At 60.7% G+C, this 26741-nt stretch carries 26 protein-coding genes; 4 read left to right on the top strand and 22 right to left on the bottom strand.

Annotation, left to right across the window (positions count from 1 at the left end):
• Positions 1 to 43 precede the first annotated feature (43 nt).
• The 9 genes from AAHA39_RS16445 to AAHA39_RS16405 all read right to left on the bottom strand — a co-directional run bounded on the left by AAHA39_RS16445 (position 44) and on the right by AAHA39_RS16405 (position 7962).
• Positions 44 to 520, bottom strand: a complete 477-nt coding sequence (locus AAHA39_RS16445) for a GNAT family N-acetyltransferase (RefSeq protein ID WP_124243598.1) — start codon at positions 518 to 520, stop codon at positions 44 to 46.
• Between the two features lie 14 nt (positions 521 to 534).
• Positions 535 to 921 carry a DUF6559 family protein gene (locus AAHA39_RS16440; protein WP_042032206.1) on the bottom strand — a complete coding sequence of 129 codons (387 nt, stop codon included), beginning with the start codon at positions 919 to 921 and terminating at the stop codon, positions 535 to 537.
• Positions 922 to 1008: 87 nt separating this feature from the next.
• Positions 1009 to 1413, bottom strand: coding sequence for a nitrous oxide-stimulated promoter family protein (locus AAHA39_RS16435; RefSeq protein WP_320655827.1), 405 nt, complete (start codon positions 1411 to 1413; stop codon positions 1009 to 1011).
• An 88-nt stretch (positions 1414 to 1501) separates the two neighbouring features.
• The gene (locus tag AAHA39_RS16430) at positions 1502 to 3304 is read right to left on the bottom strand and encodes an aminopeptidase P family protein (protein WP_320655828.1); all 1803 of its coding nucleotides are present in this window, start codon (positions 3302 to 3304) and stop codon (positions 1502 to 1504) included.
• Positions 3305 to 3337: 33 nt separating this feature from the next.
• Positions 3338 to 4003, bottom strand: a complete 666-nt coding sequence (locus AAHA39_RS16425; RefSeq protein ID WP_033113736.1) for a GntR family transcriptional regulator — start codon at positions 4001 to 4003, stop codon at positions 3338 to 3340.
• A gap of 192 nt (positions 4004 to 4195) precedes the next feature.
• Complete coding sequence (gene pckA, locus AAHA39_RS16420; RefSeq protein WP_041209673.1) at positions 4196 to 5821, bottom strand: phosphoenolpyruvate carboxykinase (ATP); 1626 nt, start codon at positions 5819 to 5821, stop codon at positions 4196 to 4198.
• A 149-nt stretch (positions 5822 to 5970) separates the two neighbouring features.
• A complete protein-coding gene (hslO, locus tag AAHA39_RS16415) occupies positions 5971 to 6855 on the bottom strand; it encodes an Hsp33 family molecular chaperone HslO (RefSeq protein ID WP_033113738.1) in 885 nt (294 codons plus the stop codon).
• Positions 6856 to 6933: 78 nt separating this feature from the next.
• The gene (gene hslR, locus AAHA39_RS16410; protein WP_033113739.1) at positions 6934 to 7332 is read right to left on the bottom strand and encodes a ribosome-associated heat shock protein Hsp15; all 399 of its coding nucleotides are present in this window, start codon (positions 7330 to 7332) and stop codon (positions 6934 to 6936) included.
• Positions 7333 to 7584: 252 nt separating this feature from the next.
• Positions 7585 to 7962: a hypothetical protein gene (locus tag AAHA39_RS16405; protein ID WP_104015952.1), complete on the bottom strand. Its 378-nt coding sequence runs from the start codon at positions 7960 to 7962 to the stop codon at positions 7585 to 7587.
• Between the two features lie 185 nt (positions 7963 to 8147).
• Here AAHA39_RS16405 and AAHA39_RS16400 point away from each other — a divergent pair, with 185 nt between their 5' ends.
• A complete protein-coding gene (locus AAHA39_RS16400; protein ID WP_320655829.1) occupies positions 8148 to 9536 on the top strand; it encodes a phosphatase PAP2 family protein in 1389 nt (462 codons plus the stop codon).
• Positions 9533 to 10618 carry an AI-2E family transporter YdiK gene (gene ydiK / locus AAHA39_RS16395; protein ID WP_320655830.1) on the top strand — a complete coding sequence of 362 codons (1086 nt, stop codon included), beginning with the start codon at positions 9533 to 9535 and terminating at the stop codon, positions 10616 to 10618. The genes AAHA39_RS16400 and ydiK overlap by 4 nt, the downstream gene beginning before the upstream one ends.
• A 543-nt stretch (positions 10619 to 11161) precedes the next feature.
• On the opposite strand, the gene AAHA39_RS16390 is transcribed toward ydiK, so the two are convergent.
• The 6 genes from AAHA39_RS16390 to AAHA39_RS16365 form a co-directional block, all read right to left on the bottom strand.
• The gene (locus AAHA39_RS16390; protein WP_320655831.1) at positions 11162 to 11998 is read right to left on the bottom strand and encodes an Abi-alpha family protein; all 837 of its coding nucleotides are present in this window, start codon (positions 11996 to 11998) and stop codon (positions 11162 to 11164) included.
• 92 nt (positions 11999 to 12090) lie between these two features.
• Positions 12091 to 12483: a hypothetical protein gene (locus AAHA39_RS16385; protein WP_320655832.1), complete on the bottom strand. Its 393-nt coding sequence runs from the start codon at positions 12481 to 12483 to the stop codon at positions 12091 to 12093.
• 327 nt (positions 12484 to 12810) lie between these two features.
• Positions 12811 to 13950 carry an agmatine deiminase family protein gene (locus tag AAHA39_RS16380; protein WP_320655833.1) on the bottom strand — a complete coding sequence of 380 codons (1140 nt, stop codon included), beginning with the start codon at positions 13948 to 13950 and terminating at the stop codon, positions 12811 to 12813.
• Positions 13951 to 13967: 17 nt separating this feature from the next.
• The gene (locus AAHA39_RS16375; RefSeq protein ID WP_320655834.1) at positions 13968 to 15077 is read right to left on the bottom strand and encodes an extracellular solute-binding protein; all 1110 of its coding nucleotides are present in this window, start codon (positions 15075 to 15077) and stop codon (positions 13968 to 13970) included.
• Positions 15074 to 15988 carry an N-carbamoylputrescine amidase gene (gene aguB, locus AAHA39_RS16370; protein ID WP_320655835.1) on the bottom strand — a complete coding sequence of 305 codons (915 nt, stop codon included), beginning with the start codon at positions 15986 to 15988 and terminating at the stop codon, positions 15074 to 15076. The genes AAHA39_RS16375 and aguB overlap by 4 nt, the downstream gene beginning before the upstream one ends.
• Positions 15989 to 15992: 4 nt before the next feature.
• Entirely contained in the window at positions 15993 to 17027 is a 1035-nt protein-coding gene (locus tag AAHA39_RS16365) for an agmatine deiminase family protein (RefSeq protein WP_320655836.1), read from the bottom strand.
• A gap of 133 nt (positions 17028 to 17160) precedes the next feature.
• Between AAHA39_RS16365 and AAHA39_RS16360 the strand changes: the two genes are divergently transcribed.
• Together AAHA39_RS16360 and dhaR are read left to right on the top strand one after the other, a co-directional pair.
• Positions 17161 to 18060: a LysR family transcriptional regulator gene (locus AAHA39_RS16360; RefSeq protein ID WP_320655837.1), complete on the top strand. Its 900-nt coding sequence runs from the start codon at positions 17161 to 17163 to the stop codon at positions 18058 to 18060.
• A gap of 73 nt (positions 18061 to 18133) precedes the next feature.
• Complete coding sequence (gene dhaR, locus AAHA39_RS16355) at positions 18134 to 20035, top strand: dihydroxyacetone kinase operon transcriptional regulator DhaR (protein WP_320655838.1); 1902 nt, start codon at positions 18134 to 18136, stop codon at positions 20033 to 20035.
• An 88-nt stretch (positions 20036 to 20123) separates the two neighbouring features.
• On the opposite strand, the gene AAHA39_RS16350 is transcribed toward dhaR, so the two are convergent.
• From AAHA39_RS16350 to yjbD, 7 genes are all read right to left on the bottom strand, one after another.
• Positions 20124 to 21206: a glycerol dehydrogenase gene (locus AAHA39_RS16350; protein ID WP_139461570.1), complete on the bottom strand. Its 1083-nt coding sequence runs from the start codon at positions 21204 to 21206 to the stop codon at positions 20124 to 20126.
• Between the two features lie 125 nt (positions 21207 to 21331).
• Complete coding sequence (dhaM, locus tag AAHA39_RS16345; protein WP_320655839.1) at positions 21332 to 22048, bottom strand: dihydroxyacetone kinase phosphoryl donor subunit DhaM; 717 nt, start codon at positions 22046 to 22048, stop codon at positions 21332 to 21334.
• Between the two features lies 1 nt (position 22049).
• Positions 22050 to 22679, bottom strand: coding sequence for a dihydroxyacetone kinase subunit DhaL (gene dhaL, locus AAHA39_RS16340; protein WP_005341571.1), 630 nt, complete (start codon positions 22677 to 22679; stop codon positions 22050 to 22052).
• Between the two features lie 15 nt (positions 22680 to 22694).
• Positions 22695 to 23765: a dihydroxyacetone kinase subunit DhaK gene (gene dhaK / locus AAHA39_RS16335; RefSeq protein WP_005340163.1), complete on the bottom strand. Its 1071-nt coding sequence runs from the start codon at positions 23763 to 23765 to the stop codon at positions 22695 to 22697.
• Positions 23766 to 24003: 238 nt separating this feature from the next.
• The gene (locus AAHA39_RS16330; RefSeq protein ID WP_042032197.1) at positions 24004 to 25362 is read right to left on the bottom strand and encodes an NCS2 family permease; all 1359 of its coding nucleotides are present in this window, start codon (positions 25360 to 25362) and stop codon (positions 24004 to 24006) included.
• Between the two features lie 272 nt (positions 25363 to 25634).
• Positions 25635 to 25844, bottom strand: coding sequence for a transcription antiterminator/RNA stability regulator CspE (cspE, locus tag AAHA39_RS16325; protein ID WP_156854046.1), 210 nt, complete (start codon positions 25842 to 25844; stop codon positions 25635 to 25637).
• Between the two features lie 502 nt (positions 25845 to 26346).
• Entirely contained in the window at positions 26347 to 26631 is a 285-nt protein-coding gene (gene yjbD, locus AAHA39_RS16320; protein WP_042032196.1) for a DUF3811 domain-containing protein, read from the bottom strand.
• Between the last annotated feature and the right edge of the window lie 110 nt (positions 26632 to 26741).

The raw sequence follows: 26741 nt of genomic DNA, 5'->3' as shown, positions 1-26741 counted from the left end.
GAAATCGGCAAAATGTAACCAATTATGCGTTCTGTAACCGCTTTTATCCTTGAATCGCAGCTGTATCGGTGAGCTTTTTGACCAGCACCAGCCGATCCTCGCCGGGGCCGAAGTAGTCGGCCACCTCTTCGACCAGCTGATAACCGAGCCGGTAGTAGAGGCGCTGGGCCGGATTGGCGGGATCGACCGTGAGCTGCAATTCGCTGATCTGCAGTCCTTCCATGTTGGTCTCCATCTGACGCATCATCCGCTCGGCCAGCCCGAAACCACGCGCTTCCGGCAGCACCGCCAGCGAGAGTACCCAGCCTTGCGACCGCTCCTGACCGAAACCACCCAGCACATAGCCCACCAGATGCCCTTCGTACTCGGCTACCAGCAGCAGCTCGGGCCACAAATCCATCGCCTGACGGAAGAAGAAGGCGGGATAGACATCTTCGCCAAAGACCTTGGCATCGATCTGCCAGATGGCGTGCATGTCGGTATGGGTCGCGGGGCGCAGCAGGGGCGGGTTGTGGTGCATCAAGGCGTCTCTGGTCAATATTGGCGAAAGGTGATGCCCTGGGTCTGTACCTTGCGATCGCTGCCACCGCGCCATTGGGCGGGGCGGGCCAGCTCGCGGACATCCAGAGCGGTATAGGCAATGTCGTGGTGAAACAGGCTCTCGGCGAGCGACTGGCGCAGGGCTAGCAGCCGCGCATCGTCGAGTTGCCAGCCGCTGACCAGTTCGGGCGCGCTTTCGTGGCGATAGAGCGCGAAGTAGTAACCAAGCCAGCGGGTCGGCAGTTTATGGATCCTGGCCTGGGTCAGCAACTGTCCTGCGCTGTATTGCTCGCAGGCGCCATACTCTTTGGCCAGGATCGCCGACATCGCCAGATAGCGGCGCAGGGCCCGACGCTCACGAAAACGGGTAAACCAGCTCATCTTGTTTCTCCACTGTTCAGGGCAGACAGGGGGTCTGCGCCAGACAGCAAGATCCTAGCGATTGATTTCTGAATCCTGCATGAGCGATCAGGGGGGAAGCGGGCGGCTGTGGGGCAGTTTGGGGGCCTTGCGCCAGCCATCAAGCAGATGGCGGATGGCCAGCCAGGGGTGGCGCAGCAACATGCGGGGGCCACTCCAGCACATCACCTGCTGGATCTGTTTGCGCATCGCTGGCGCATAGCAGTGGATGTTGCAGTTGGCACAGGTGGGCTTGTGACCGTGGCCGTAACGGCAGCGGGTGAGCCGCTGGTGGGCGAAATCCCGCAGCTTGCGACAGTGACGGCAGTGGGGATCCTGATGGTGGTGCAGGCAGTAGAGGCGGATCATGGCACTGACTGTCCGCTGCTCGCGCACCAGTCTGGGGTGAAGAGTCGCCGCTTTGCCGGTGCTGGCGTGTGCGCCCCTTGCTGGGTTGGCTTGATGAATTTTCATGGTCGCCATTTTCCTGACCAGCCCGGGCAGGGTGTTGATACAGGTCAAAAGGGGGGGCAAAAAAACAGGGCCCGCAGGCCCTGTGTCATCAGATGAGGCTGGTTGCCTGCTCCAGCCAGGCGAGATCCTCTCCCTCGAGCAGCGGGCTCAGGCGGCGGAACACCTCGGCGTGGTATTCGTTGATCCAGCGGAATTCGGCCGGGCTCAGCAGGCTGCGGTCGATCAGGCGGGTATCGAACGGTACATAGGTCAGACGCTCGAAGCCCAGCATCGGCAGCTCGCCGATCTGCTCCAGCTCGCTCACTACCACCAGGTTTTCGCATCGGATGCCAAAACCATCTTCCCGGTAGTAGCCCGGCTCGTTGGAGAGCACCATGCCCGGTTGCAGCGCCACCATGTTCCCTTTCGGGGCGATGCGCTGGGGCCCTTCGTGGACGCTCAGGAAGTGGCCGACGCCGTGACCGGTGCCGTGGTCGTAGTTGTAACCGGCTTGCCACAGCGGCATGCGGGCCAGCACGTCGAGCTGGATCCCGGCGGTGCCGCGCGGGAAGCGGGCCTGATCCAGCGCGATATGACCCTGCAGCACCCGGGTAAACATCGCTTTCTGCTCGTCGGTCACCTCACCCACCTTGATGGTGCGGGTGATGTCGGTGGTGCCATCCATGTATTGGCCACCGGAGTCGAGCAGGTAGAGGCTGTCCTGACCAAACGCACGCGGAGTGCCATTGGTGTGATGGTAGTGGCACATGGCGGCGTTGGGGCCAAGTGCGGAGATGGTGTCAAAGCTCGGCTCGACGTAGTGCTCCTGCTCGCGGCGGAACGCTTCCACCTGATCGGCCAGGGTGCCTTCATCCACACCCTCGAACTCGCCGGAGGTGATCAGCCGATCCAGCCAGGCGAGGAAGCGGGTCATGGCCACGCCGTCGCGCAGATGAGCGGCGCGCATGCCGGTCAGCTCGACCTCGTTCTTGCATGCTTTCGGCAGCATGGTCGGGTCTTGGCCTGCCACCAGAATGGCGCCCGCCTCTTCCATGATGAGCTGGGTCCAGGCGTTGGCGCTGTCCGGATCGGCCAGCACCTTCTGTTGATCTTCACCGATGCGCTGCAGCACGTCGCCCAGCTTGTCGATGGGGTAGACGGAGACATCCTGCCCCACGTGCTGGCTGAAGGCGAAGCAGTCGATCTTGTCGGTATCGACGAAGAAATCCATGGTGGTATTGGCGTAGAGCACGGCAAAACCGAGCACTACCGGCAGCCGCTCGATATCGCGACCACGCAGGTTGAGCAGCCAGTTGATGGGCTCGGCCTGGGTCAGCAGCACGGCATCGAGTCCGCGCTTGCGCAGGTCGGCGGCCAGCTGTTCGCGCTTGGCCTGGCTCGACTGGCCCGCCAGCTCTTCGCTGTAGAGGATGACCGGCGTCTTGGTCGGCTCGGGACGATCGCTCCAGTTCAGGTCGATGGGGTTCTGCTCGACCCGCACCAGCTCGATACCGCGCTCGGCCAGCACCGCTTTTGCGTTCTTGTACCAGGTCAGGCTGTGCAGACGGGCGTCGAAACCGACCCGGGTGCCGGAGGGCAGCTGCTCGGCCAGCCACTGCACATGGGGATCTTCAATGAGGTGGAGAAATTCGAACAGCTCGGACGGCGCCTGCATGCGGGCCTGCACCGTGTAGCGACCATCGACGAAGAGGGCGGCACGCTGGGCCATGATGATGGCGACGCCGGCGGAGCCATTGAACCCGGTGATCCAGTCCAGCCGCTCGGCGTAGGCGGGGATGTACTCGCCGAGGTGCTCATCATCATGGGGGACGATAAAGGCGTCCAACTCCTGCATGGCCAGCTCGGCCCTGACTTGGGCGACGCGGGTTTCAATTATCTCGAAATTATTCATGTCGTTAGTGCCAGATGGTTGCTTTATGAGTGTTCATTTCTTGTGGCCGCCAGCCAGGATCCGCTTGATCGACTGGCCTGCTGCCTCGATATGCTGCCTGAGCAGCACCACTGCCTCGTGCTTGCGCCGGGCGCGGCACAGCTCCAGCAGTTGGGCGTGTTCACGCTCCGCCTTGTCCACGCCATCGGTGGCAAAGAGCAGCTCGAAGCGGACATAGCGGTCACAGCTCAGATTGATCTGGGCGATCAGTTCGAGTGCCTGGGGGCGACCGGCTGCCTGATAGAGGGTGGCGTGAAAGCTGTGGTTCAACTCGGCCCAGTGTTCGATCTGGGTGCCTGACTCCAGGGCGTGATCAAACTGGGCGAGGATGGCCTCCGCCTCGGCGAAGGTGGCTTCCGTCATCTTGTCGACGGCGTGGAACAGGGTATCGGCTTCCAGCAGCGCTCGCAAATAAAAGAGCTCGTCGATGGCTGCGGCGTCCAGCATGGTGACGACGGCGCCGCGGTGGGCCTCGAATTTCACCAGCCCCTGCGCTTCCAGCTGCATCAGGGCTTCCCGCACCGGAATGCGGCTCACGGCCAGCTCTTTGGCGATGGCATCCTGACGCAGAGGGGCGCCGGCGGGGAACTCCCCACGGAGGATCCGGCCGCGGAGGTTTTCCATCACCATCTGGGTTCGGGTCTTGTAGGGTGGGGTCATGGTCGGGTCACGATTGGGCGTTACAAAATTGTATATTGTATAAAGTTTGGCTGAATCTACCCCGTCACACCCGGCATGGCAAGGTTTAGGGGCTCGCCGCTGCGTGGCTGGCGGCGTTCGGAACTCCACAAAAACAAAAATGCCGGTCAGCGTGGCTGACCGGCATCATCATCGTTGATGCGAAGGGGTCTGTTACAGCTGCGGACCTGCCGCTACCAGACGTTTGCCCTCGTCGTTATCGGTGAAGCGCTCGAAGTTCTTGATGAAGCGCTGGGCCAGATCCTGCGCCTTGGCATCCCACTCGGCCTTGTTGGCGTAAGTGTCGCGCGGGTCGAGGATGGCCGGGTTCACGTCGTGCAGTGCAGTCGGCACTTCCAGATTGAAGATCGGCAGCACCTTGGTTTCGGCCTTCTCGATGGAGCCATCCAGGATGGCGTCGATGATGGCGCGGGTATCCTTGATGGAGATGCGCTTGCCGGTACCGTTCCAGCCGGTGTTGACCAGATAGGCCTCTGCACCTGCCGCTTCCATCCGTTTCACCAGCTCCTGACCGTATTTGGTCGGATGCAGGGAGAGGAAGGCTGCGCCGAAGCAGGAGGAGAAGGTCGGAGTCGGCTCGGTGATGCCGCGCTCGGTACCAGCCAGTTTGGCGGTGAAGCCAGAGAGGAAGTGGTACTTGGTCTGCTCCTTGGTCAGCTTGGAGACCGGGGGCAGCACGCCGAAGGCGTCGGCAGTCAGGAAGATCACCTTGGTGGCGTGTCCTGCCTTGGATACCGGCTTGACGATGTTCTCGATGTGATAGATCGGGTAGGAGACGCGGGTGTTCTCGGTACGGGAGCCATCATCGAAGTCGATGGTGCCATCGGCAGCAACGGTCACGTTCTCCAGCAGCGCATCGCGGCGGATGGCGTGGTAGATGTCCGGCTCGGCCTCTTCGGAGAGCTTGATGGTCTTGGCGTAGCAGCCACCTTCGAAGTTGAACACGCCGTGGTCATCCCAGCCGTGCTCGTCATCGCCGATCAGCTGACGCTTGGGATCGGTGGAGAGGGTGGTCTTGCCGGTGCCGGAGAGGCCGAAGAAGATGGCCACGTCGCCGTCCTGACCCACGTTGGCGGAGCAGTGCATGGAGGCAATGCCGCGCAGGGGCAGGAAGTAGTTCATCATGGAGAACATGCCCTTCTTCATCTCGCCACCGTACCAGGTGCCACCGATGAGCTGCATCTTCTCGGTCATGTTGAAGGCAACGAAGTTCTCGGAGTTGAGACCCTGCTCCTTCCAGTTCGGGTTGGTGCACTTGGCACCGTTCATCACCACGAAGTCAGGCTTGAAGGTTTTCAGCTCTTCATCGCTCGGGCGGATGAACATGTTTTTCACGAAGTGTGCCTGCCAGGCCACCTCGGTGATGATGCGTACAGCCAGGCGGGTATCCGGGTTGGCGCCGCAGAAGCCGTCGACCACAAACAGGCGCTTGCCGGAGAGCTGTTTGGTGACCAGTCCTTTCAGATGTGACCACACTTCGGGGGTAATCGCTTTGTTATCGTTTTTACCCTGGTCAGACCACCACACAGTATCCTGGGTAGTGGCATCTTTGACGATATATTTATCTTTCGGAGAGCGGCCGGTGAAGATACCGGTGTTGACGTTGACGGCGCCAAGTTCGGTGACGACGCCGCGCTCGAACCCTTCCAGGTCAGGGCGAGTCTCTTCCGCGAAAAGCTGCTCGTACGAGGGGTTGCGAACGATTTCCTGGCTGTTTTTGATGCCGTACTGGTCCAGTCCTAATTGTTGGGCCAGGGTGGGTTCTGCCACGATTGTCATTGTATTCTCCTGGGTTCAGAGGTTTGTAGGGTTCTATCTGACGTTCATCCTATCACTTAGGTGGTAGAGTTTAGCGATCGCCATCAAACTTTATAAAATAGGGTGTTTTTTTGTTATTAAAGTTAAAGGCGGGTTTTGCCCGCCTTTAATTAGTGTAACTTGTTTGCATCATTGCCGGGAGCCCTGCTGAACAGGGTTTCGACATCGATCCCATTAAATTGGTACTGGGCGCCGCAATAATCACAGTGCATGTCGATCTTGCCGAGCTCCTGCACCATATCCATCACCTCTTCCTTTTCTATCTGCAGCAGGGCCCCTTCGCAGCGCTCGCGGGAGCAGGTGCAGCGGAACTCGACCGCCTGCGGATCGAACACCCGCACCTTGTCCTGATGGTAGAGACGGTAGAGGATCTCCTCGGCTTCCAGACCGAACAGCTCTTCATCCTTGATGGTGCTGGTGAGCTGGGTCAGGTGCTCGAAGTCGTTGCTGTGATCCTCGCTTTGGGCGGGCAGCTCCTGCAGCATGATGCCGGCGGCGCGCGGTTCGCCCTCGTGGTAACCGGTGCGGATCCACAGCTTGGTCGCCAGCTGCTCGGACTGGGCAAAGTAGTGCTCCAGACAGCCAGCCAGGGTGTCGGCGTCCAGCGCGATGATGCCCTGATAGCGTTCGCCCTGATCCGGCGTGATGGTGATGACCAGCTGGCCGTTGCCGATCAGGCTCTGCAGCTTGTTGTCGCTCGGCAGTTCGCCTTCAAAGCGGGCCACGCCGCGCAGCTGCTGGTTGTGGTCACCGTTGATGACGGCCAGACGCACCGGGCCATCGCCCTGCAGCTGAACGGTGATGGAACCTTCAAACTTGAGGGTGGCGGTCAGCAGGCTGGTGGCGACCAGCAGCTCGCCCAGCAGTTTTTGCACCTGCACCGGGTAGTTCTGGGCTTCCACCACATGGCGGTAGGTGTGATCCAGCTGGACCAGCTCGCCACGTACTTCGTACTCTTCAAACAGATAGCGATACAGCAGATCTTGGTTGCTCATCATATGTTCCTGGGTTCTTCGGTGAGGTAAATCGGGCGGGCTGGGGGTGAGGCCAGCCCGGTATCAAATCGGGGTCGGTCAGTACTGTTTGACCTTGAGCAGCTGGCGCCGCTCCTGCTTGTCGGGGCGACGCTCCGGGCTCGGTGCAAACTGGCTGTTGAAGCGGCGCGCTTCGCTGTTTTCAGCCCGCTTTTTCAGGCTTTCGGCAGTCTCTTCATAGAGCTGCTGGGCGAGCGGTGCCGATTTGCGCTGATCGCTGATGGCCAGCACCCGCACTTCCCGCTCATCCTGCCCCTGCCAGAAGCGGATCAGCGCACCCACTTCCACCTGTTTGCCCGGCTTGCTGCGCTGACCATTGTAGTGCACCTTGCCGCCGTCAATCTGATCCCGCGCCAGCGAGCGGGTCTTGTAGAAACGGGCCGCCCACAACCACTTGTCGAGACGAACCTCAAGGGCGCTTTCCGGATGATTGGCCATGAACCGGCTCCATAACGGGGAAAAGGGGTGGTCGATTATACCAGAGGCGGACCGCTGGATAGAAACCGGCCGGCAGCGAAGGCGTGCCCCGCTGCTGTCCTGACCACGCAACATATGGGCAGTTTGCTGATTAACAAGGGAAAAGCGGGGGATCTGGCCGTAAGGGGTAGATTGCCTGCCATATGTTGCATAAAAGATGTCGCCCCTCGCGGGGCGCCATCGTTCAGTGCAATTGGCCGGTCAGGTCGGTGCTCAGAAGCGATCCTGCGTTTCGACTTTCTTCTCCTCCTTGCCTTCGCTGTGGGCGATGGCGGTGCGGATCAGGTCAACCCCGGCACGGATAATCAGCACCCCCATGTTGACCAGCTTGACGCAGACCCACATGAAGGTGATGAGCAGGATCAGCTTGAGCACGGTCTGGAACGCTTCCAGGAAGTTCTGCTCCAGCTGGGCGGTCAGGCCGTTGGCGCTGGTCATCAGCCAGGTGTAGACCTCGCGTACGAACGGGATGCGGCTTGGCATCTCCAGCACGTCCAGTGCCGCAGGCAGGGCCTGAAAGATGACGATGCTGCCGAACAGGATCAGGATGACACCGATGGCGATGCCGAGGAAAAAGCCGAACTGTCTCATGAAGGGCTCCAGCGGTTGCTGCATGACATTGAAGATAGCCGCCAATAGTAGGGAGTGCCCTCGCTCATCGCAATCTTCCCGGTGCGGCCATCATGGCCGGATCAGCGCTGAACAGGCCGCCAGCATTGCCCAACTATCTGATTTCTGGGAGGCTTGTCGCCATTGTGCATAGGGAAAGCAAATTGATGTCGAGAACCCTCTTTTTACTGTTGCTGGCGCTGTTTGCCGCTCTGCCAGCCCTGAGCGCCGAACCGGCGGCACCGACGGCGGCAGTCTGCGCCATCCGCCATCAGGATCAACTGCTGCTGGTGCAGGATCGCATCTCCTCCCGCTACAGCCTGAGCGGCGGCTACATAGATGGCGACGAGCGCCCCGAACAGGCGGCCCTGCGCGAGCTGTATGAAGAGACCGGCCTGCGCGGCGAAGTCGTCGCGGATCTTGGTCGCTGGCAGAAGGCGCAGGTTTTTGCCTGCCGCACTCTGGAGCCTATTGTCGCCCAGCAAGATTCCGATTTTGTCTCGCTGCTGCAGGCCCCCAATCTGGGCGGGGAGATCCTCAACGCCCGCTTGATCGCGGTGGACAAGCTGCCCCGCGCGCAGCGCCGCTTCCCGGATCAGCTCGACTGGCTGCAAGCCCGGCTTGGCGAGCTGCCCGAGAGCGAGGTGCGCTGGCAGGCCGATTTCGTGGCGCAGGGCAATGCACTGCATCAGGCCGAGATCCCGCTGATGATGCGCCTGAAACAGTGGCTGGGGCCCGATGTCTGGTGGCTGTCGGTCAGCAATCTGTTTGGTTCAGGCGGCTTTCAGCTTGCCCTGATACCTTTGCTGCTCCCGCTGCTGGGGTGGCCGCGGCTGCGCCAGCTGCTCTTTGCCATGCTCTGGCTCGGGCTGCTGGTGCAGGCGAGCAAGGAGGGGATCGGCTGGCCGCGCCCCTTCCATCTGCAACCTGAACTGGCGACTCACAGCGCCCAGGGCTTTGGCATGCCGAGCGGTCACACCGCATCGGCCCTGCTGTTCTGGGGCGCGCTGCTTGGCTGGCTCTGGCCTGCCCGGCGCGGGCTGGCCTATTCGCTGGCCTTGCTGCTGGCGCTGACCACAGGTCTGGCGCGGGTCTGGCTCGGGGTGCACTTTATCTCCGATGTGGCGGTTGGCCTGCTGATCGGCGCCTTGCTGCTGGCGGTTCGCCCCTACTGGCGGCTGGATCAGCGTTCATCTGCCTGGGGATTGCTGATCGTCGCCGCACTGGGTTGCGCTGGCCTGAGCCAGTCGGCCCATCTGGCCGGGATCGGGCTGGCGGCGCTGGGCCTCTGGCTTGGGGGGCGGGTCACGCTGGTGCGCGACGGTTATTGCCCGTGGCTGACCGGTGCCGTGGTGCTGGCGGGCATGCTGCTGATGGTGGCGTGCGCGTGGGCATTGCCGCTATTGACCAGTAGTTCGCTCACTATCCTGCTTGGTCAGTTTGCGCTCTTTTTCGGGCTGGGGCTCTGGTTGAGCGCTGGCCTCTGGTGGATACTATCTCTCTTGAAACAAGACTCTCGACCCAGGGGCGGATGCCCTGACAGGGAAACCCTATGAACATGAAAAAAGTGGATTTGGCCAAGATAACCCTGGGGGTGCTGTTTCTCAGCATCCTGATTATCTCCTGTTTCCTGGTGCTGCAGCCGTTCCTGCCTGCACTGGTGTGGGCCACCATGATCACCATCGCTACCTGGCCGCTGATGCTGATGGTGCAGCGGGTGTTGTGGGGCAAGCGGTCGCTGGCGGCCCTCTTCATGACGCTGCTGCTGCTGCTGATGTTCGTTATCCCGCTCTTTATGACGCTGGCCAATGTGGCGGAGAAAGCGCCCATGCTGATCGAGCTGGGCACCAATATCAGCCAGTCGCCGCCGCCCGAGCTGCTCTGGCTGCAACAAATTCCGCTGGTAGGTGACAAGCTCTACGGCTTCTGGCAGCAAATTCTGGCGAGCGGTGGTCAGGTGCTGTTTGCCAAGCTGGCTCCCTACTTTGGCCAGACCGCCCGCTGGCTCGCCGCTCAGGCGGGCAATCTGGGGCTGCTGTTCGTTCACTTCCTGCTGACTGTCGGCATCTGCGGCCTGCTCTACCACTCCGGTGAAGTGGTGGCGACCGGCATTCGCCGCTTTGCCCACCGTCTGGCCGGGCAACGGGGCGACAACGCCACAGTGCTCGCTTCACAGGCGATCCGAGCCGTGGCCATGGGCGTGGTGGTGACCGCGCTGGTGCAATCCTCGGTAGCCGGTATTGGCCTGCTGATTGCCGGTATCCCCTACGCCATGGTGCTGGTGGTGGTGATGTTCCTGCTGATCGTCGCCCAGATCGGCCCCTTCCCGGTGCTGCTGGCCTGTATCGGCTACCTCTACTGGAGTGGCGACACCACCTGGGGCACCTTCCTGCTGGTCTGGTCACTGTTTGCGGGCACCATGGACAACTTTCTGCGCCCCTTCCTCATCAAACGCGGCGCCAATCTGCCGCTCATCCTCATTCTGGTGGGGGTTATCGGCGGCTTGCTGGCGATGGGGATCATCGGTCTGTTTATCGGCCCGGTGGTGCTGGCGGTGGGTTACACCCTGCTGGATGCCTGGATCAAGGAAGATGACCAACCGGCGACTGCGGCGGTTGAAGCGCCCAAGGCCGAGTGATGGTTCGGTAACAAGACGATTCAGTCTCCATCGCTGGTGCAAAGAGCCGCTCGGTGTGAACTGGGCGGCTCTTTTGTTTGTGGTGATCGTGGTTTATGGCGATCGAGTCAGATTGGTTGATCCTCGCCAACCTCCATATCCCACATATGACCGTCTCATGTAGGTTCGATTAGCGAAGCGTAATCGGACGATCGAGATGCCGCTGTCCCGGTGTTTCCATGAATCAGCGGCATCTGTCCGAGAGAAATGCGGGTGACTTATGGCGGTAAAGCAGAGCGGGCAAGCGGTATAAGCTGAATTTATGGATTTGTGTTAAATGACCCAATTCTTTCTTATACCGACACCTAATCCAACCCCTGCGCCACGATTTGGCTCGAAACAGGCCTGCCACAGGCAATGGCCGATTTGTGCCAACTCGTATGCAACTCGTGTTACCGTCTATACCGGTTTGATTAGCGAAGCCAGATTGGAGGATCGAGATGCCGCTGTTCCGGTATTTCCGTGAATCAGCGGCATTTGGCAGAGGGGAAATGCGGGAGCTCGTTATCGCGGGGAAATGGATTGACGCGAACTATGGGTGGGATTGGATGATTCGTTATGTTTTTTCACGCAAGCTCTGAAAAACAGGTCTCCGAATTCACTGAGCTTTATGCATAGCATTTGGGCTAACTTAGACCCATGCAGCACTCCTTTAATAACACCGTCATTTACTGGATCATTTGTGTACGAAACGATACCTAGAGATGTGAGATGTTCGAGAAACGTGGAGTAGAGATTTGGTTGTGCTAACTCCTCTATATTGACGGAAATTGAGGAAACTAGGTTTCTGATTTCGGGAGAAAGATTTGAAGTATCGAGCACTTCTTCTTTGGCTTTGCTCGACATTACTTGTTTTGTTCCATGTATTTCACGGAAATATATCTTGAAGGCACCATCCTCTCCAACTGGGCTGGCTTCACCTAGTTGGCGCATGACCAATATTTCATCTGGTGCAAGTTGAGAAATTATATTGATAAACGCAGGATGTGCTTCTCCGACACGCTCCTTGTCCATCGCCAGAGCCAGTAACTCAACGTATAACTGTGAAATTTCTTCTGTTTCTTCACAAAACTTCAAACGTTCACAAATAGAGAGTGCCAGTGACTGCTGTGGGGGGATTCTTCTCTCTTCTGGAATCCCTCGAATGGCTGAATCAATGTAAGCCGCGAGACGATCTTGATATGCCGCCGAGAATTGCAAAGGAAATAGAGCTAGACGAAAGGTTTTAACCGCATCGACACCTATCTTTCCTATTTCTTGAAGCGTCTTGGACGCGGCGTCAGAGTAAATTGCTTTAGTTACCTCTGGCATTGCTTTGATAATTTCAAGTGGACCGGTCATTTATGATATTTACCTAACGATTTGTTGAGGCGCGTCGCGTCAGCAACGCCCAATGGAGGCCGTGAGGCCTATAACTAATTGTTAAATTTCATTCAGCTTGAGGTAAGGTCATATGCGATGACAATCTTGTCAATTTGAATTGACGCTAACCTTCTATCATCCGCTACTGCTGTAACATATTTTTCGTTTTTGTTATTTGGGATTTCATCTTCAGTTAAAAGATGAACATCCATCCATTTACCATCATCTGAAATTGCTTTAATTTGACTAATTGCAATTACATGACCATCTGTAGTTCTAATCCCAAAATACCAGTGGTCAAGCATCATTCTTTCTGTATACCAAGCAGGTAAAATTTCGATTGCAGCCCCTGAGTCAGATAGCATTGCAATTTTTTTATTTATTTTTCGCCACTCTTTCCATGTAAACCAGAAACTGCCAAGTGCAGTAAACGCACTGACGACTGCAATGATTGTCTCTAACACAATTGACCTCTGACAGTGATTAGATGGAGGTTGGTAATAATTCGTTGATAGAGCCTTTCACATAAATCTAAACAACACTAGCGATTTACTCTTTTGGCTCTACTTTCACTCTGGGCAAAAATACACTTCTGGGGCGGCAATGGAAAGCGCCATCCCGTCTCAGCTGCATGAATAACTCGGGAGTGTGATCGAAATGACACCCCATATGACATAGCTGGTCAAGATGTGGAACGGCGGCGGGTCAGGGGCTTGTGATCAACGGAAATGAGCATGGATAAATAACCCGGGGCGTCGCAACGCCCTGAGTTATCAGTGGGTAGGAGAGGGTCAGGCCGGCTGGTGCAGGGTGATGCAGTGAATGCCGCCGCCACCGGCGGCGACCGGATCAATATTGATCTGCACGATTTCGCGACCCGGGTAGAGGCGGGTCAGCAGCTCGTGGCAGTAGCTGTCGGCGGCCTTGTCGCCAAACTCGGGGGCGATCACCGCGCCATTGATCGGCAGATAGTTGATGTAGCCGGCGGCAAAATCGCGGCTGCGGCTAAAGCGGTTGTCCCGCCCATCGAGCGGGGGTGGCAACACATGCAGCTCCAGCTTGTTGCCGTCGGCATCGGTGGCCTGCTTGAGGATGGCCATATGCTGGCGGGTCACCTCGTAGTCGTGGGACTCCGGATCGTTGTCCAGATTGACCACCACCACCCCGGGGCGGACAAAGCGGGCGTAGAAGTCGACGTGGGCATCTGTGATGTCCTTGCCCTTGATGCCCGGCAGCCAGATGATTTTGCGCAGCCCCAGATTGGCTTTCAGCTCCGCCTCCAGCTGTGCCTTGCTCACCCCCGGATTGCGGTTGCTGTTGAGCCAGCAGCTCTCGGTCAGGATGGCGGTGCCGTTGCCATCCACCTCGATGCCGCCCCCCTCGCCAGTCAGTTTGCTCTGCAGATAGTGAGCATCCGCCTGCTTGCTGACCAGCTCGGCTACGCCCGCATCCTGTTCGTACTCCTGCTTGTCGCCCCAGCCGTTGAAGTTGAAATCCACCAGCCCCAGCTCCCCTTCGCCGTTCTGGACGAAGACGCCGCCGGTATCGCGCAGCCAGATATCGTCCAGCTCGGCGACGATAAAGCGGGTGTTCTGTTCGCCACAGAGTTGGCGGGCCAGCGCCTGTTCGGCTTCGCGGCAGAGCACGTTGACCTGGGTATAGGGCACCATGGCCTGCACCAGCCGGCCGATGGTTGCCTGCACCTCCTTGTAATCGCGACCCCAGATGGCCGCGCTTGCGGCAAAGGCGACCCAGACCCAGGTCTGGAACGTCGACTCTTCCGGCATATGAAAGGGCGTGTTGGCAGCCGCCAATGCGCTCTCTTCCGGGTTAGCGCCGTCGGCCGCGAAGGCTTTGCCGGGCAGATTGCCGAGCCCTGCCAGCGCACCGATGGCCGCCAGCTGTTTCAATACGTTGCGTCGGGATGGCATGAAAAACTCCTTATGATTCATAGGCTGCTCTTGAAGCGAGTCCAGGCCCGCATGCGCGCTCGCATGGCGGATTGCGCGATATCCTGGCCCGGGATGAGCCGCTGATAGGTGGCGTCATCCAGATAGATATCCGGGTTGCCGGTCATGGCCGCATCAACCATGGATTTTGCTTTGGCACTGGCAGTGGGATAACCGGTGCTGTTGCTGATGGCCGCCATGTTGGCCGGGCGCATCACGAAATTGATAAAGGCGTAGGCGTATTCAGGATGGGCGGCATCCGCCGGGATCGCCATGGTATCCATCCAGATAGTGCTCCCTTCCTTGGGTAAACGGTACTCGAATTGATCCTTCTTGCCAGCCTCGGCGGCGCTGCGACGCGCTTGGGTCATGTCGCCGCTGTATCCGAGGGAGAGGCATATGTCGCCGTTGACCAGCTGGGTGGCCGGCTGGGACTGGAATTTGCGGATATAGGGTTTGATCCCCTTGAGCAGGGCCAGGGCCGCATCCAGATCCGCCGCTTTGCCACTGCGGGGTTCACGTCCCAGATAGTGGAGCACTACCGCCAGCACCTCGTCGGGGGAGTCGATGATGGAGATGCCGCAGTCGGCAAACCTGGCCGCCAGCTCGGGCTTGAACAGCATGTCGAGACTGTCAGTCGGGGCATCCGCCATCCTCTGTTTGATCATCCCGGCGTTGTAGGTGAGCCCTATGGTGCCCCAGGTGTAGGGGACCACCGCATCCCGTGAATGGGGATAGGCTTGCTGGATCCGCTGCAAACCCGGCTCGATATCGGCCAGATGCTGCAACTTGCTCTTGTCGAGCGGTTGCAGGCTGCCGGCACGCATCAGCCGCTCCGCTACCGTGTCGCCGGGGAAGATCAGGTCATAACCGCTGTGACCAGCCATCAGCTTGGCTTCGAGGGTTTCGCTGCTGTCCATGACGTCATAGATGACCCGGATCCCGGTCTCTTTGGTAAAGGCGCTGAGGGTATCGGGGGCGAAATAGTCCGCCCAGTTGTAGAGGCGCAGCACCTTGTCGGCCGGTTGCTCCTGGTCGAGCGCGGCTGCGGCGCCGGTGCACAACATGGCTGCGAGCAGCGCCAGCGTGCGGGATAGTCTGCCTGTCATGCCAACACTCCTTTGTGGTTGCCTGTCTTCCGGCTCTGGTGGCCATCCAAACTCTGCAAGGTGCCATACATCTCGGGGCGGCGATCCCGATAGATGCCCCAGCTCATGCGCTCCTCGGCCATGGCTGCGAGATCCAGCTCCTGCACCAGCACGCCCGGGGTGGTTCTGTCCGCCTCGGCGAGCAGCGCTCCCTTGTGGTCGGTGATGAACGAGGAGCCGTAGAACGTCATCTGCAGGTCGGGATCCGTGGTGGCCACCTCGCTGCCAATCCGGTTGGCGGCTATCACCGGCAGGATGTTGGCGGCGGCATGACCGCGCTGGGTCAGCTGCCAGTGATCGCGGGAGTCGAGATGGGCCGCCCCTGGCTCCGAGCCGATGGCGGTGGGATAGAGCAGCAGCTCAGCACCCTGCAGGGCCATGCTGCGCGCCGCCTCGGGGAACCACTGATCCCAGCAGATGCCGACGCCGATCCGCCCTGCCGCGCACTCCCAGACCCGAAAGCCGGTATCGCCGGGGCTGAAGTACTCCTTCTCCTGATAGCCGATGGCATTGGGAATATGGGTCTTGCGATAGACCCCCAGCAGCTTGCCGTCGGCATCCGCCAGTGCCAGCGAATTGAAGAAGGCGTTGCCGGCACGTTCGAACCAGCTGATGGGCAGCACCACGCCAAGCTCGCGAGCCAGTGCCGAGAAGCGGCGCAGCACCCGGCTCTGTTCGAACGACTCGGCCAGCGCCAGATGGCCGTGGTGCTGCTCGATGCAGAAGTAGGGGGTGGCAAACAGCTCTTGCAGCAGGATAAGACCCGCCCCTTTGGCGGCCGCTTCCCGCACCAGACTCTCCGCCATATCGAGATTGCGTGGCAGATCCCAGCTGCAGGCAAACTGGGTGGTTGCGACGGTGATGTTGCCCATCCTCTTATCCTCGTACCGGCCATGCCGGCTGTTGCTGGGTGATGCAGTGGATACCGCCGCCGCCGTGTGCCAGCTGGTTGATCTGCACCGGTACCACCTCCCGCTGCGGGAAGGCGCGCTGCAGCACTGCTGCCGCTTCCCGGTCGCTGGCCACGCCATAGGCAGGCATGATGATGGCGCCGTTGGCGATGTAGAAGTTGGTGTAGGAGGCACAAAAGACCTCGGCCTCTGTATCGATGGCCTCGCTGGCCTCGTAGAGATCCTGCAGCTCGAACGTGCGCCCTCTGGCATCGGTGGCCAGCATCAGGGCACGGCGGTTCTCCCTGACGATACGGGCATAGGTCGAGCTGGTATCGCGGGTGGCGTCCACCAGCAGCTGGCCGGGGCGACTGAAGGCACAGACTCCGTCCACATGGCCATCGGTCATGTCGCCGGTGACATGGTCGGGATCTCCCGGCAGCCAGATGGTCTTCTCGATGCCGAGCAGGCGGCTGAAGATTTGCTCGATCTCGCCCTTGCTGATCCCCGGATTGCGATTGCTGTTGAGCAGCACCGATTCGGTGGTGATCAGGGTGCCTTCGCCGTCCACATGGATGGCGCCCCCCTCGTTGGCCAGAAAGCTGCCGATGGTATCGAGCTCCAGACTGTTGAGGATGCGGCGAGCCAGCCCTTCATCGAGCGGGTGGGCCGATTTGCCGCCCCAGGCGTTGAAGCGCCAGCTCACCCCGGCACTGCCCAGTTCCGGGTGACAGATAAAGGTGGGGCCGGAGTCGCGGCACCAGCTGTCATCCACCGCAATGGGGACAAGGGTCACCCGCTGGTCACAGAGCGCGCGCGCCTCGGCCAGCGCGGAAGGGTCGACCACCAGCTTGACCGGCTCGAACCGGACAATGGTATTGACCACCCGGGCGAAGTCCTGCTGCACGCCGGTGAGGGTGACGCCCCAACCTGACTCCCACAGCGCCTTGTTGTGGGGCCAGACCATCCAGGTCGCTGCGTGCTGACACCATTCGGCGGGCATAAACCAGCCCTTTGCCATGATTCCCTGTTCCCGCATATCACCACCCTGATTAGGTACTATTAAGATTGCTGACGATGGGAATAGACTATTCCCGCAGGTGGTGGCGAACAAACGATCAATTTTCCGTAAAAGTGATAAGTGGAGCTAATCAATGGTGTTCAAGCAGTGGCCCCCGCTCAACGTGCTGCGGGGCTTTGAGGCGGCGGCCAGACTCGGCAGTTTTCATCAGGCGGCGCAGGAGCTGCACCTGACCCAGTCCGCCATCAGCCAGCAGATCCGCTCGCTGGAGGAGCTGCTCGGCCAGCCGCTGTTTCACCGGCAGGGGCGCTCGGTCGCGCTGACCGATGCGGGGCAGGATCTGCTGGAGACCACCCAGAGCGTGCTGTTGCAGCTGGCGATGGGGATCCAGCGGCTGGAGCAGTACCGCAAACCGAACCAGCTGGTGCTCAACACCAGCACCGCTATCGCTCGCCACTGGCTGCTACCGCGACTGGGGGAGTTTCATCGCCTCCATCCCGACATCGATCTCTGGCTGTTTACCAGCGATGAAGAGCCCGACATGGCGGAGCAGACCGTCGATCTTGCCCTGCGCTGGGATCTCGGGCCGCAGGCCGAGTGTCGCCATCAGCACCTGCTGGCGGATCGCTTGCTGCCGGTGGCCACCGCAACCGTGCTGTCCCGACCCGCGGGGGAGCGCACCACCCTGCACGGCGAGCGGGAGCTGGATTGGCATCACTGGACGCTGAGAGGAGGGGAGGAGCTGCACCTGCAGACCCGGGGGCTCAACTTCTCCGATCCCGGCCTGCTGCTGGAGGCCGCCAGCGCCGGACTCGGTGTGGCGCTGGTGAGCGAACTGCTCTCCCGTTCCGCCCGTCAGCAGGGGTTGCTGTTGCCGCTCTCCACCCGTCGGGTCAAGGGGCCGCAGTGGAATCTGCTGGTGCATCAGGATAGCGAGGGAATGCCGGAGTGCCGCGCCTTCTGCCACTGGCTCGGCCAGCAATTTGCCGACGGTGAACCCGACCGGGAGGAGGGCGGGGTTGCCACCCTCTGAGGCAGGTCACTGAATCGGGGGCGCTGGCGTGGTTAAATGGTCGGCTCACATCTTGCCGGATATTGCTGTGACCATGCCATCTGACCTTCAGCCGCTGCTCGCTTGGCCCGACTATCTGCAGGCATCCTGGCTGCGCTGCGCCCACCAGACCAGTGCCACCCTCTGGCATCCGCCCCACTGCGCCAAGGGGCAGACCTTGCAGAGCCTGCGCCAGCGCAAGCGCGACCTGCTCACCACCGGCGAGATGGCCCTCGAAGATCTCTACGAATTTATGGAGGGGCGCCCCTGCGCCCTGCTGCTCACCGACGAGAGCGGCTGCCTGCTGGCCCAGACCGGCCACCCCGACACCCTGCGCGAGCTGGCGGCGCTGGGGTTTGGCCCCGGTGCCTTTTTCAGCGAGGGGCGTATCGGCACCAATGCCATCAATCTGGCGGCGCTGGAGGGAGTGCCGCTCTGCGTCAGCGGCACCCAGCACTTCAACCAGACCCTCCATCCTTGGCACAGCTGCGCCAGTCCGGTCTACAACAGCAATGGCCGTCAGGTCGCCATCATCGCCTTGATCTGCAAGGTGGAGGAGGCGAGCGCCGGCGATCTGGCGCTCACCGTCAGCGCCGGGCGCGAGCTGGCCCATCTGCTGCAGATGGAGACCCTGATGCAGGAGTCCCAGCATCACCTGAGCGAACTTTACGCCCTGCTCGATGGCATGGATGACGGCGTGCTGGCCTGGGACCCGCAGGGACGGCTGCGCTACCTCAACGCGCTGGCGGCCAACCGGCTGCGGCTCGATCCGGCACTCTGTCTCGGCCAGCCACTGGAGCAGCATCTGCTGTTGCCGCAGCGGTTGCAACTGGCCATCAGGGGGCAGACGCCGCTCAGCCATGTGGAGGTGACGCTGGAGCGGCTCGGTGCTAAGGAGGGGGAGTTTATCAATGCGTTGGTGAGCCTCAAGCCGCTGCCGGGGCCGGAGGGGGTCAGCTTTATCGCCCTGCTGCACCCGGTCGACCGGCTGCGGGCCATTCACCAGCTGCACCAGACGGTGCCCGAGCTGTCGGCGCTGGTGGGCGAATCGAGCGCAATGCGCAAGCTGCTGCGCTACGCCCGGCAGGCGGCCCAGAGTCAGGGGCCGATCCTGCTGCGCGGCGAGGAGGAGGTGGGCAAGGCCCAGCTGGCGGAGGCCATTCATTTTGGCAGCGAACGGGCCGCCGGACCGCTCATTACCCTCAACTGCAAGGCGCTGCCGAGCGAGCGGATGGCGCTGGAGCTGATGGGTTCCGACGAGGCGGGGCAGGAGCGGGCGGGCAAGTTCGAGCTGGCCCACGGTGGCACCATGGTACTGGAGCAGGTGGAGTGCCTCTCTGCTCCCATGCAGGCGGCGCTGCTGCAACTGCTCAAGACCGGCCGCATCCAGCGCTTCGATTCGGCCCGCATTCTGCCGCTCAAGGTGCGCATCATCGCCACCAGCAGCGCCCCGCTGGAGCAGCTGGTGCAGGAGGGGCTGTTTGGCCGCCAGCTGCTCTATGCCTTGCAGGCGTGCGAGCTGTGGCTGCCGGGGCTGCGGGAGCGCGCGGCCGATCTGCCGGGCCTTATCAGCCAGCAGCTGGCGGCGCAGGGGCGCGAGCCGGTACGCCAGTTCAGTCCGGCGGCCCTCGACTGTCTGCTCGCCTATCCCTGGCCCGGCAATCTGGGGGAGCTGCGCAGCGCCGTCGAGCATGCGCTGCTTCATTCCGGTCAGGGGCCGATCCCGCCCGAGGCGCTGCCCGCTGCCATTCGGCACGGCTATCAGCGGGTGGCCGACGAGGTGGTGGGGCAACCGCTGCTCACGCTGGCGGAGCTGGAGCGGCAAGCCATTTTGCGCTGCGCTCACGCCTGCAAGGGGCAGGTGAGCCAGATGGCTCAGCATCTGGGTATCAGCCGTACCACCCTCTGGCGGCGACTCAAGCTGCTCGAGATCGATCCCTCCGACTATCACGGCTGACGGTGAGCCGTTGCGAACCGGCCCGCAGAAAATGAAAAGGCCCCGCAGTTGCGGGGCCTTGTTATATGGCAGGTCAGCGGTGGCGTGGTTACAGCCCCAGCTGGTGGGCGGTGACGATGGCCGCAAGCACATCCTCGGCGGTGACCTTGAACGGCATGTTGTGGATGGTCTCGCCCTCGGCGGTGGAGGCTTTGGCCACCTCCATCAGGCGCGCCATATCCAGCTCCTTGACCCCCATCATATGCAGGTTGGTCGGCAGGCCCACCGAGCGGCAGAAGGTCAGCACGGTTTCAATCTCCGCCATCGGGGCGTTCTCCAGCACCAGCTGCACCAGGGTACCGAACGCCACTTTCTCACCGTGATAGAGGTGGTGACACTCGGCCAGCTGGGTCAGGCCGTTGTGGATGGCGTGGGCGGCGGCCAGACCGCTGCTCTCGAAGCCGATACCGCTCAGATAGGTGTTGGCCTCGATGATGTTCTCCACCGCCTTGGTGCAGAGCCCCTGTTCCACCGCCAGCTTGGCCTTGTAGCCATCGGCCAGCAGGGTCTTGTAGCAGAGCTCGGCAATGGCCTGCGCCGCCAGCGTGGAGGCGCCACCGGCCATGGTCTGGCAGCCGGAGACCTTGTTGGCGCGCGCCTCGAAGTAGGTAGAGAGCGCATCCCCCATGCCGGAGACCAACAGCCGTACCGGAGCGCGGGAGACCACGCCGGTATCCATGATGACCATGTTGGGGTTGGTCGGGATCATCAGGTATTCGCTGAACTGCCCTTCCGGGGTGTAGATGACCGCCAGCGCGCTGGTTGGGGCATCGGTGGAGGCTATGGTGGGCACTATGACCACCGGCACCTTCTGGTAGAAGGCGACCGACTTGGCGGTATCCAGGGTTTTGCCGCCGCCGATGCCGATGATGACGTCAAACGGGGTCTGCTGGCAGCGGGCCAGCAGGCGGTCGATCTCGGGGCGGGAGCACTCGCCGTTGAAGCAGTCGAACTCCGGCTTGATACCGGCGCCGTGGAAGCTGGTGGCCACGGTATCGCCTACCAGCTTGGTGACGAAGGCGTCAGCCAGAATAAGCGGCTTGCTGCCGAGCGCTTTCACGTAGTTGCCGATATTGGCGAGGGCCCCGTTGCCTTGTACGTATTTGCTGGGGCTGATGATGATGCGGTCCATATTTTATCCCTCTCTCTTTATGAATTAAGAATCGGGGCGAAGGGGCGGCAGTGCCGGGGACTCCTTCGTCTTGAATGAAGCTGCACAGGCTCAGCGAGCGAGTGCAGCCCCTTGAAACAGTGGCGTCAGTCGCCAAAGCGCTCGTCGGCCAGCTGCTGGAAGCAGGTCAGTGCTGCGGCGGCATCCTCGCCGCGTGCCAGCAGGGTGAGCTGGTCGCCCTGACGCACGTTGAGCATGGCGAGCCGGGTCAGGCTGCGGGGATTGGCCTCTTTATCCCCCTTTTGCAGCTTGAGCTCAGCGGCAAAGGGCTTGAGGGCGGCCACCAGTCGGGCGGCGGGGCGCACATGCAGGCCGTGGGGGTTATCCACCACCACCTCACAGCGCAGCCAGCCGTCGTCAGCAACGGGGGCCGTCTCGGTGGCGGTCTGCGCCGCGCTGGCAGGCAGCATCGCCTGTTTCGGGCCAAGGGCACCGAGCGCCTCGGCGGCCACCTCATCCAGCGTCAGGCCGTAACCGGCCGCCACCACGGCGGCCAGAGTACCCTCGACCAGCGGGGCGGGGCAGAGCCGCACCCTCGCGCTCAGCTCCGGGGGCAACAGCTCAAGGGCGGTTTCGGCACTCAGGAGGGCGCTGCCCAAGTCCATCAGCACCAGCACGCCGCTGCCGTCGTCCGCTTCTTCAATCGCACTCATCACCGCGATGGCATCGGTGCCGATGGGGTGGTCGGGGTCATCGACCCCGGCCGCCAGTAGCAATCTGGCCGGGCTGCCGAGCTGGTCGGCCAGCGCTTTCAAGCCGGCCGCCAGCAGGGCGCTGTGAGAGACAACTACGATTCCGATCATGTCACAACCTCGCTCTGTCACGCAGGGCGGTCAGCAGCAGCAGGGTCGAGGTGGCCCCGGCATCCTGATGGCCGATGCTGCGCTCGCCAAGATAGCTGGCGCGCCCCTTGCGGGCCTGCATCTGGATGGTGGCCTCGGTACCGGCTGCTGCGGCCGCTACTGCCTTGTCCAGCGCTTCGTTGAGGGGCAACTCTTGTTGCTGCGCCTGTTGCAGGGCGGCCAGTGCCGGCCACCAGGCGTCGCACATGGTCTTGTCGCCCGGCTCGGCACGGCCGCGGGAGACGATCCCCTCCACCCCGTCACTCAGCATCTTGCACAGCTGGCTGAGACTCAGGCTCTGGCAGGCATCGCTGCTGGCCGCGGCTCGGATAAAGAAGGTGCCGTAGAGCGGGCCGCTGGCACCGCCGACCGAGGAGAGCAGGGTCATGCCGGTGGTTTTCAGTACCTGCCCGATATCCTTGTCTGCTACCGCCGGCAGCTTCTCGGCCACCTTGGCGAAGCCGCGCTGCATGTTGAGGCCATGGTCGCCGTCGCCGATATCGGTATCCAGCGCGGTGAGGTAGTCACGCTGCTCGGTAAAGATATGTTCGCAGTCGAGCAGCCAGTTGACGATTTGGTGTTTGCTTAGCATGGCTATCGGCACTCCTTAGCAGCCGCGACGCAGGGCGGGGGTGTGAACGGGGGCATCCCACAGGGTCATCAGCTCATCATCCACCTTGAGCAATGTGATGGAGATGCCGGTCATGTCGAGAGAGGTGCAGTAGGGGCCGATCAGGTTGCGCACCAGATGGATGCCCGCCTCTTCGCACAGGGTGGCAAGGCGACCATAGACGCCATAGAGCTCGGAGATGGGGGTACCGCCCAGGCTGTTGACCAGTGCGATGACTCGATCGCCTTTGTTGAGCGGTTCGATAAAGGTGTGCTCCTCCTGCCAACTGCCACTGGTGCGATCCCAGTGGCGCAGGGTGCGGCCATAGGGGGTGTTGTCCGCCAGCTCGCTGAACATGTCGTCCACCAGGGTATTGAGGTCGGTGAAGGGGCGACGTTCGATGCCCGGTTCGCCGTGGATACCGACGCCGAACTCCAGCTCGTTGTCCGCCAGAGTGAAGGAGGGCTTGCCAGCGGCAGGCACGGTGCAGGCATGCATGGCCACGCCTATGGTACGGCTCTGGTTGTTGATGCGACGAGCCAGCGCCTCGCAACGGGCAAGGTCGTAGCCCGCCTCGGCGGCGGCGCCGACCAGCTTCTCGCAGAGTACGGTCGTGGCAACCCCACGGCGACCTGCGGTGTAGAGGCTGTCTTTGACCGCGACGTCGTCATCGATCAGGGCAAAGCCCACCTTGACCCCGTCGCCGTGCAGCAGCTCGACCGCAGTTTCGAAGTTGAGTACGTCGCCGGTATAGTTCTTCACCAGAAACAGCACGCCCGCGCCGCCATCCACGGCCTGACCGCACTCGTACATCTGATCCGGGGTCGGGGAGGTAAAAATCTCGCCGGGGCAGGCGCCATCCAGCATCCCTTTGCCCACCAGACCGCCGTGCATCGGCTCGTGGCCGCTGCCACCGCCGGAGACCAGCGCCACCTTGCCCATCACGGGGGAGTCGGCGCGGGTGATGTAGTGGGGTTCGATACGTACCTTGAGCTCGGGGTGGGCGGCTGCCATCCCCATCAGTTGTTCACGGACCACGGCATCGACGGCATTGATCAGTTTCTTCATGGCTCACTCCTTGGCTTGCCACCGCTCGGGTGGGCAAATGGTTGATGGAGCCAGTCTAACGACAGAAAAGGGGATAAAAATGACGGTCGATTTGGTTCGGATTTGAAACAGCAGAAGGGGGATGGGTGTTTCAATCTGAAACGGTGCAGGGCAAGCGGGCGGGAAACTGTTAGCTGACTCACAGCCATGAAAAAGGGCCCCGCAGGGCCCTTCGCTATAACCGGAATATGCGGACGGGTTAGATGGCCCAGCCACCGGCATAGAAGACCACCAGTGCCACGGCGATGATAACGGTGCCGACGTTCAGCTTCTTCCACTCGGCTGCAAACAGGCGACCGATAACCAGCGCCACGAAGCCCAGCATGATGCCGGTCACGATGTTGCAGGTGAGCACGATAAAGACGGCGCACAGCATGCCGGAGAGCGCATCGACCGAGTCGCTGAAGTCCAGCTTGGTGACGTTGCCCAGCATCAGCAGACCGACGTACATCAGGGCCGGTGCGGTGGCGTAAGCCGGTACCAGATAGCTCAACGGGGAGAGGAAGATCATCAGCAGGAACAGCACGCCGACCAGCGCGGCGGTCAGACCGGTCTTGCCGCCAGCCGCAGTGCCTGCGGCAGATTCGATGTAAACGGCAGCCGGAGCGCCACCGACAGCGCCCGCCACCATGCTGCTGACGGAGTCGGCAGTCAGGGCCTTGCCGCCGCTGATGATGTGGCCACGTTCGTTGATGAGGCCCGCTTGACCGGCCACGGCACGGATGGTGCCGGTGGCGTCAAACACGGCGGTCATCACCAGTGCCAGTACGGTCGGAATGACCACCGGATTGAGGGCGCCCAGCAGATCCATGCTGCCTACCAGCGAGCCCTTCTCGCCAGTCAGGCTCGGCATGGCGAAGAAGCCCTGCCAGGTCACTTTCGGGTCGAAGATAAGGCCGAGGATGGAGATGGCGATAATCACCATCAGGATGCCGCCCGGCACCTTGCGACGTTCCAGACCGAAGATGGCAGCCAGACCCAGCACCGTCATGATGACCGGGAAGGCGGTCACTTCACCCAGTTGCACCGGCAGACCGGCCCCTTCGTTCTTGATCACCATGCCGACGCCGTTGGTGGCGATCAGCAGCAGGAACAGACCGATACCGATACCTGTGCCGTGGGCGATGCCGGAGGGGAGGTTATCCAGGATCCACTGGCGCACGCCGGTGACGCTGATCAGGGTGAACAGCACTCCCATCAGGAAGATGGCGCCGAGGGCAACCGGAATGCTCAGCCCCTGACCCAGTACCAGACTGAAGGCGGTAAAGGCGGTGAGGGAGATGGCGCAACCGATGGCCATCGGCAGCTTGGCCCACAGCCCCATCAGCAGGGAGCCGAAGGCGGCGATCAAACAGGTGGCCACAAACACCGGGCCCTGCTCAAAGCCGGCAGCACCCAGCATGTTCGGCACCACTATGATGCTGTAGACCATCGCCAGGAAGGTGGTCAGCCCCGCGACCAGCTCCTGACGCACGCTGCTGCCGCGCGCAGAAATGGAAAAATAAGAGTCCAGAAAGCCGCCTGTCCCTGTTTGGGCGGCCATATCTTGCTTTGCCATAACTAATCCTGAAAGTGTGAAGGAAATCGTTTGCGTTGGTGGCGCGCAAAATAGCAAGAATCTGTGACAAAAGCAGCGGATAACTGGAATTTTTCCTCAAGATCTCTGCATGAGAAGCCATTCGAAGCTTGTTTAGAGACTCAATTGATAAGAGGCAGCGAAAAACAGCTCGGAGCTGGTGAGGGACGGGGAGGGGATAGCGGTGAGCAGATAGCAAAAAACCCGCCTTGGCGGGTTTTTTCATTCAGACCGGACGGTTGCCCGGGCGTGAATTACAGAGCTACTACGTTAGCAGCAGCCGGGCCTTTCTGGCCTTGCTCGATGGTGAACTCAACGCGCTGACCTTCGTCCAGGGTTTTGAAACCCGGGGTCTGGATGGCGGAGAAGTGAACGAACACATCTTTGCTGCCATCAACCGGGGAGATGAAACCAAAACCTTTCTCGGAGTTGAAGAACTTAACGGTACCAGTCACTTTAGACATAATAATTTCTCTTAAATTTAGTGTTAGAAATGCCATCAAATGGCAAATTTGATTTTTCGTCAGCAATACGTATGGGAAGCACTAAAGAAGGAGAATTATTCGTCAAGCATCATCGAAATAATACTTGCACTAATCACTGCTTTACTAAAATGACTGCCTAACATAATCAGGACTGAACTGCCGAACTATCGCTGACGATTAGAACACGCACTCTTTTTTAAAGCAAATGTTATCTCGTTCTTAACGTTTTATCGTGAATTTAACCTGATGCAGTAAAAAACAAACGTGATGTATATCAATCGGATAGGCGCATGCTTTGCGCTTTTTCCATGAAGAAATAATTTTCCCGGGATGGTGTTGTAAGCAAAGCAACGGTGTAAAACGACGGTTCCTGGTGGGCTCAAAAATAACATTCCCGTTTGGGGATTATCAGTCTCTTGCGAGACACAAAAAAACCGCCTCGCACAGGGCGAGGCGGCTCTTGTATCAGAATCCGGATTGCTCAGCGTTTGCTGCGAAATTTGTTGCTGACCGAATCTATCCAGCTGAAGGTTTCTGGCAATGCCTGATTCTTGGCGCGTTCTTTGGCTTTCTCCCGCGCCAGCTTGGAGGCTGCCTTGGCCGCTTCGGCGCGGTCGGCCACAATCTTCAGGCGACCCTCTTCGCGGATCTTGTTCCGCTCGCCATTGGTCAGCTGGTGATCGGCATTGGCTTGCGCCTTTTGCAGCATCAGGGCTATCTCGGCTTTTTCCGCCTCGGTCAGATCTTTCATTTCCAGCTTTTTCATGGTGCGCTCCTGCGGCAGGGTGTCAGCCACCCTAACACAGTTGTCATATCACACCCCCATGCAATCGCCGTTACGCCGAACAAAGACTTGATTGTGTGACTTCGCCGGAT

This window comes from Aeromonas sp. SE22, from assembly GCF_038739755.1.
In the GTDB taxonomy this organism is placed as follows: Bacteria; Pseudomonadota; Gammaproteobacteria; order Enterobacterales; family Aeromonadaceae; genus Aeromonas; species Aeromonas jandaei.
The sequence above is the reverse complement of the archived record's forward strand: the minus strand, read 5'-3'. Positions and strand labels throughout refer to the sequence as shown.

What these genes read in the sequence shown, in the direction of transcription:
- AAHA39_RS16445 (WP_124243598.1), bottom strand. Translation starts at nt 520, where the DNA reads ATGCACCACAACCCGCCCCTGCTGCGCCCCGCGACCCATACCGACATG.
- AAHA39_RS16440 (WP_042032206.1), bottom strand. Translation starts at nt 921, where the DNA reads ATGAGCTGGTTTACCCGTTTTCGTGAGCGTCGGGCCCTGCGCCGCTAT.
- AAHA39_RS16435 (WP_320655827.1), bottom strand. Translation starts at nt 1,413, where the DNA reads ATGAAAATTCATCAAGCCAACCCAGCAAGGGGCGCACACGCCAGCACC.
- AAHA39_RS16430 (WP_320655828.1), bottom strand. Translation starts at nt 3,304, where the DNA reads ATGAATAATTTCGAGATAATTGAAACCCGCGTCGCCCAAGTCAGGGCC.
- AAHA39_RS16425 (WP_033113736.1), bottom strand. Translation starts at nt 4,003, where the DNA reads ATGACCCCACCCTACAAGACCCGAACCCAGATGGTGATGGAAAACCTC.
- pckA (WP_041209673.1), bottom strand. Translation starts at nt 5,821, where the DNA reads ATGACAATCGTGGCAGAACCCACCCTGGCCCAACAATTAGGACTGGAC.
- hslO (WP_033113738.1), bottom strand. Translation starts at nt 6,855, where the DNA reads ATGAGCAACCAAGATCTGCTGTATCGCTATCTGTTTGAAGAGTACGAA.
- hslR (WP_033113739.1), bottom strand. Translation starts at nt 7,332, where the DNA reads ATGGCCAATCATCCGGAAAGCGCCCTTGAGGTTCGTCTCGACAAGTGG.
- AAHA39_RS16405 (WP_104015952.1), bottom strand. Translation starts at nt 7,962, where the DNA reads ATGAGACAGTTCGGCTTTTTCCTCGGCATCGCCATCGGTGTCATCCTG.
- AAHA39_RS16400 (WP_320655829.1), top strand. Translation starts at nt 8,148, where the DNA reads ATGTCGAGAACCCTCTTTTTACTGTTGCTGGCGCTGTTTGCCGCTCTG.
- ydiK (WP_320655830.1), top strand. Translation starts at nt 9,533, where the DNA reads ATGAACATGAAAAAAGTGGATTTGGCCAAGATAACCCTGGGGGTGCTG.
- AAHA39_RS16390 (WP_320655831.1), bottom strand. Translation starts at nt 11,998, where the DNA reads ATGACCGGTCCACTTGAAATTATCAAAGCAATGCCAGAGGTAACTAAA.
- AAHA39_RS16380 (WP_320655833.1), bottom strand. Translation starts at nt 13,950, where the DNA reads ATGCCATCCCGACGCAACGTATTGAAACAGCTGGCGGCCATCGGTGCG.
- AAHA39_RS16375 (WP_320655834.1), bottom strand. Translation starts at nt 15,077, where the DNA reads ATGACAGGCAGACTATCCCGCACGCTGGCGCTGCTCGCAGCCATGTTG.
- aguB (WP_320655835.1), bottom strand. Translation starts at nt 15,988, where the DNA reads ATGGGCAACATCACCGTCGCAACCACCCAGTTTGCCTGCAGCTGGGAT.
- AAHA39_RS16365 (WP_320655836.1), bottom strand. Translation starts at nt 17,027, where the DNA reads ATGGCAAAGGGCTGGTTTATGCCCGCCGAATGGTGTCAGCACGCAGCG.
- AAHA39_RS16360 (WP_320655837.1), top strand. Translation starts at nt 17,161, where the DNA reads ATGGTGTTCAAGCAGTGGCCCCCGCTCAACGTGCTGCGGGGCTTTGAG.
- dhaR (WP_320655838.1), top strand. Translation starts at nt 18,134, where the DNA reads ATGCCATCTGACCTTCAGCCGCTGCTCGCTTGGCCCGACTATCTGCAG.
- AAHA39_RS16350 (WP_139461570.1), bottom strand. Translation starts at nt 21,206, where the DNA reads ATGGACCGCATCATCATCAGCCCCAGCAAATACGTACAAGGCAACGGG.
- dhaM (WP_320655839.1), bottom strand. Translation starts at nt 22,048, where the DNA reads ATGATCGGAATCGTAGTTGTCTCTCACAGCGCCCTGCTGGCGGCCGGC.
- dhaL (WP_005341571.1), bottom strand. Translation starts at nt 22,679, where the DNA reads ATGCTAAGCAAACACCAAATCGTCAACTGGCTGCTCGACTGCGAACAT.
- dhaK (WP_005340163.1), bottom strand. Translation starts at nt 23,765, where the DNA reads ATGAAGAAACTGATCAATGCCGTCGATGCCGTGGTCCGTGAACAACTG.
- AAHA39_RS16330 (WP_042032197.1), bottom strand. Translation starts at nt 25,362, where the DNA reads ATGGCAAAGCAAGATATGGCCGCCCAAACAGGGACAGGCGGCTTTCTG.
- cspE (WP_156854046.1), bottom strand. Translation starts at nt 25,844, where the DNA reads ATGTCTAAAGTGACTGGTACCGTTAAGTTCTTCAACTCCGAGAAAGGT.
- yjbD (WP_042032196.1), bottom strand. Translation starts at nt 26,631, where the DNA reads ATGAAAAAGCTGGAAATGAAAGATCTGACCGAGGCGGAAAAAGCCGAG.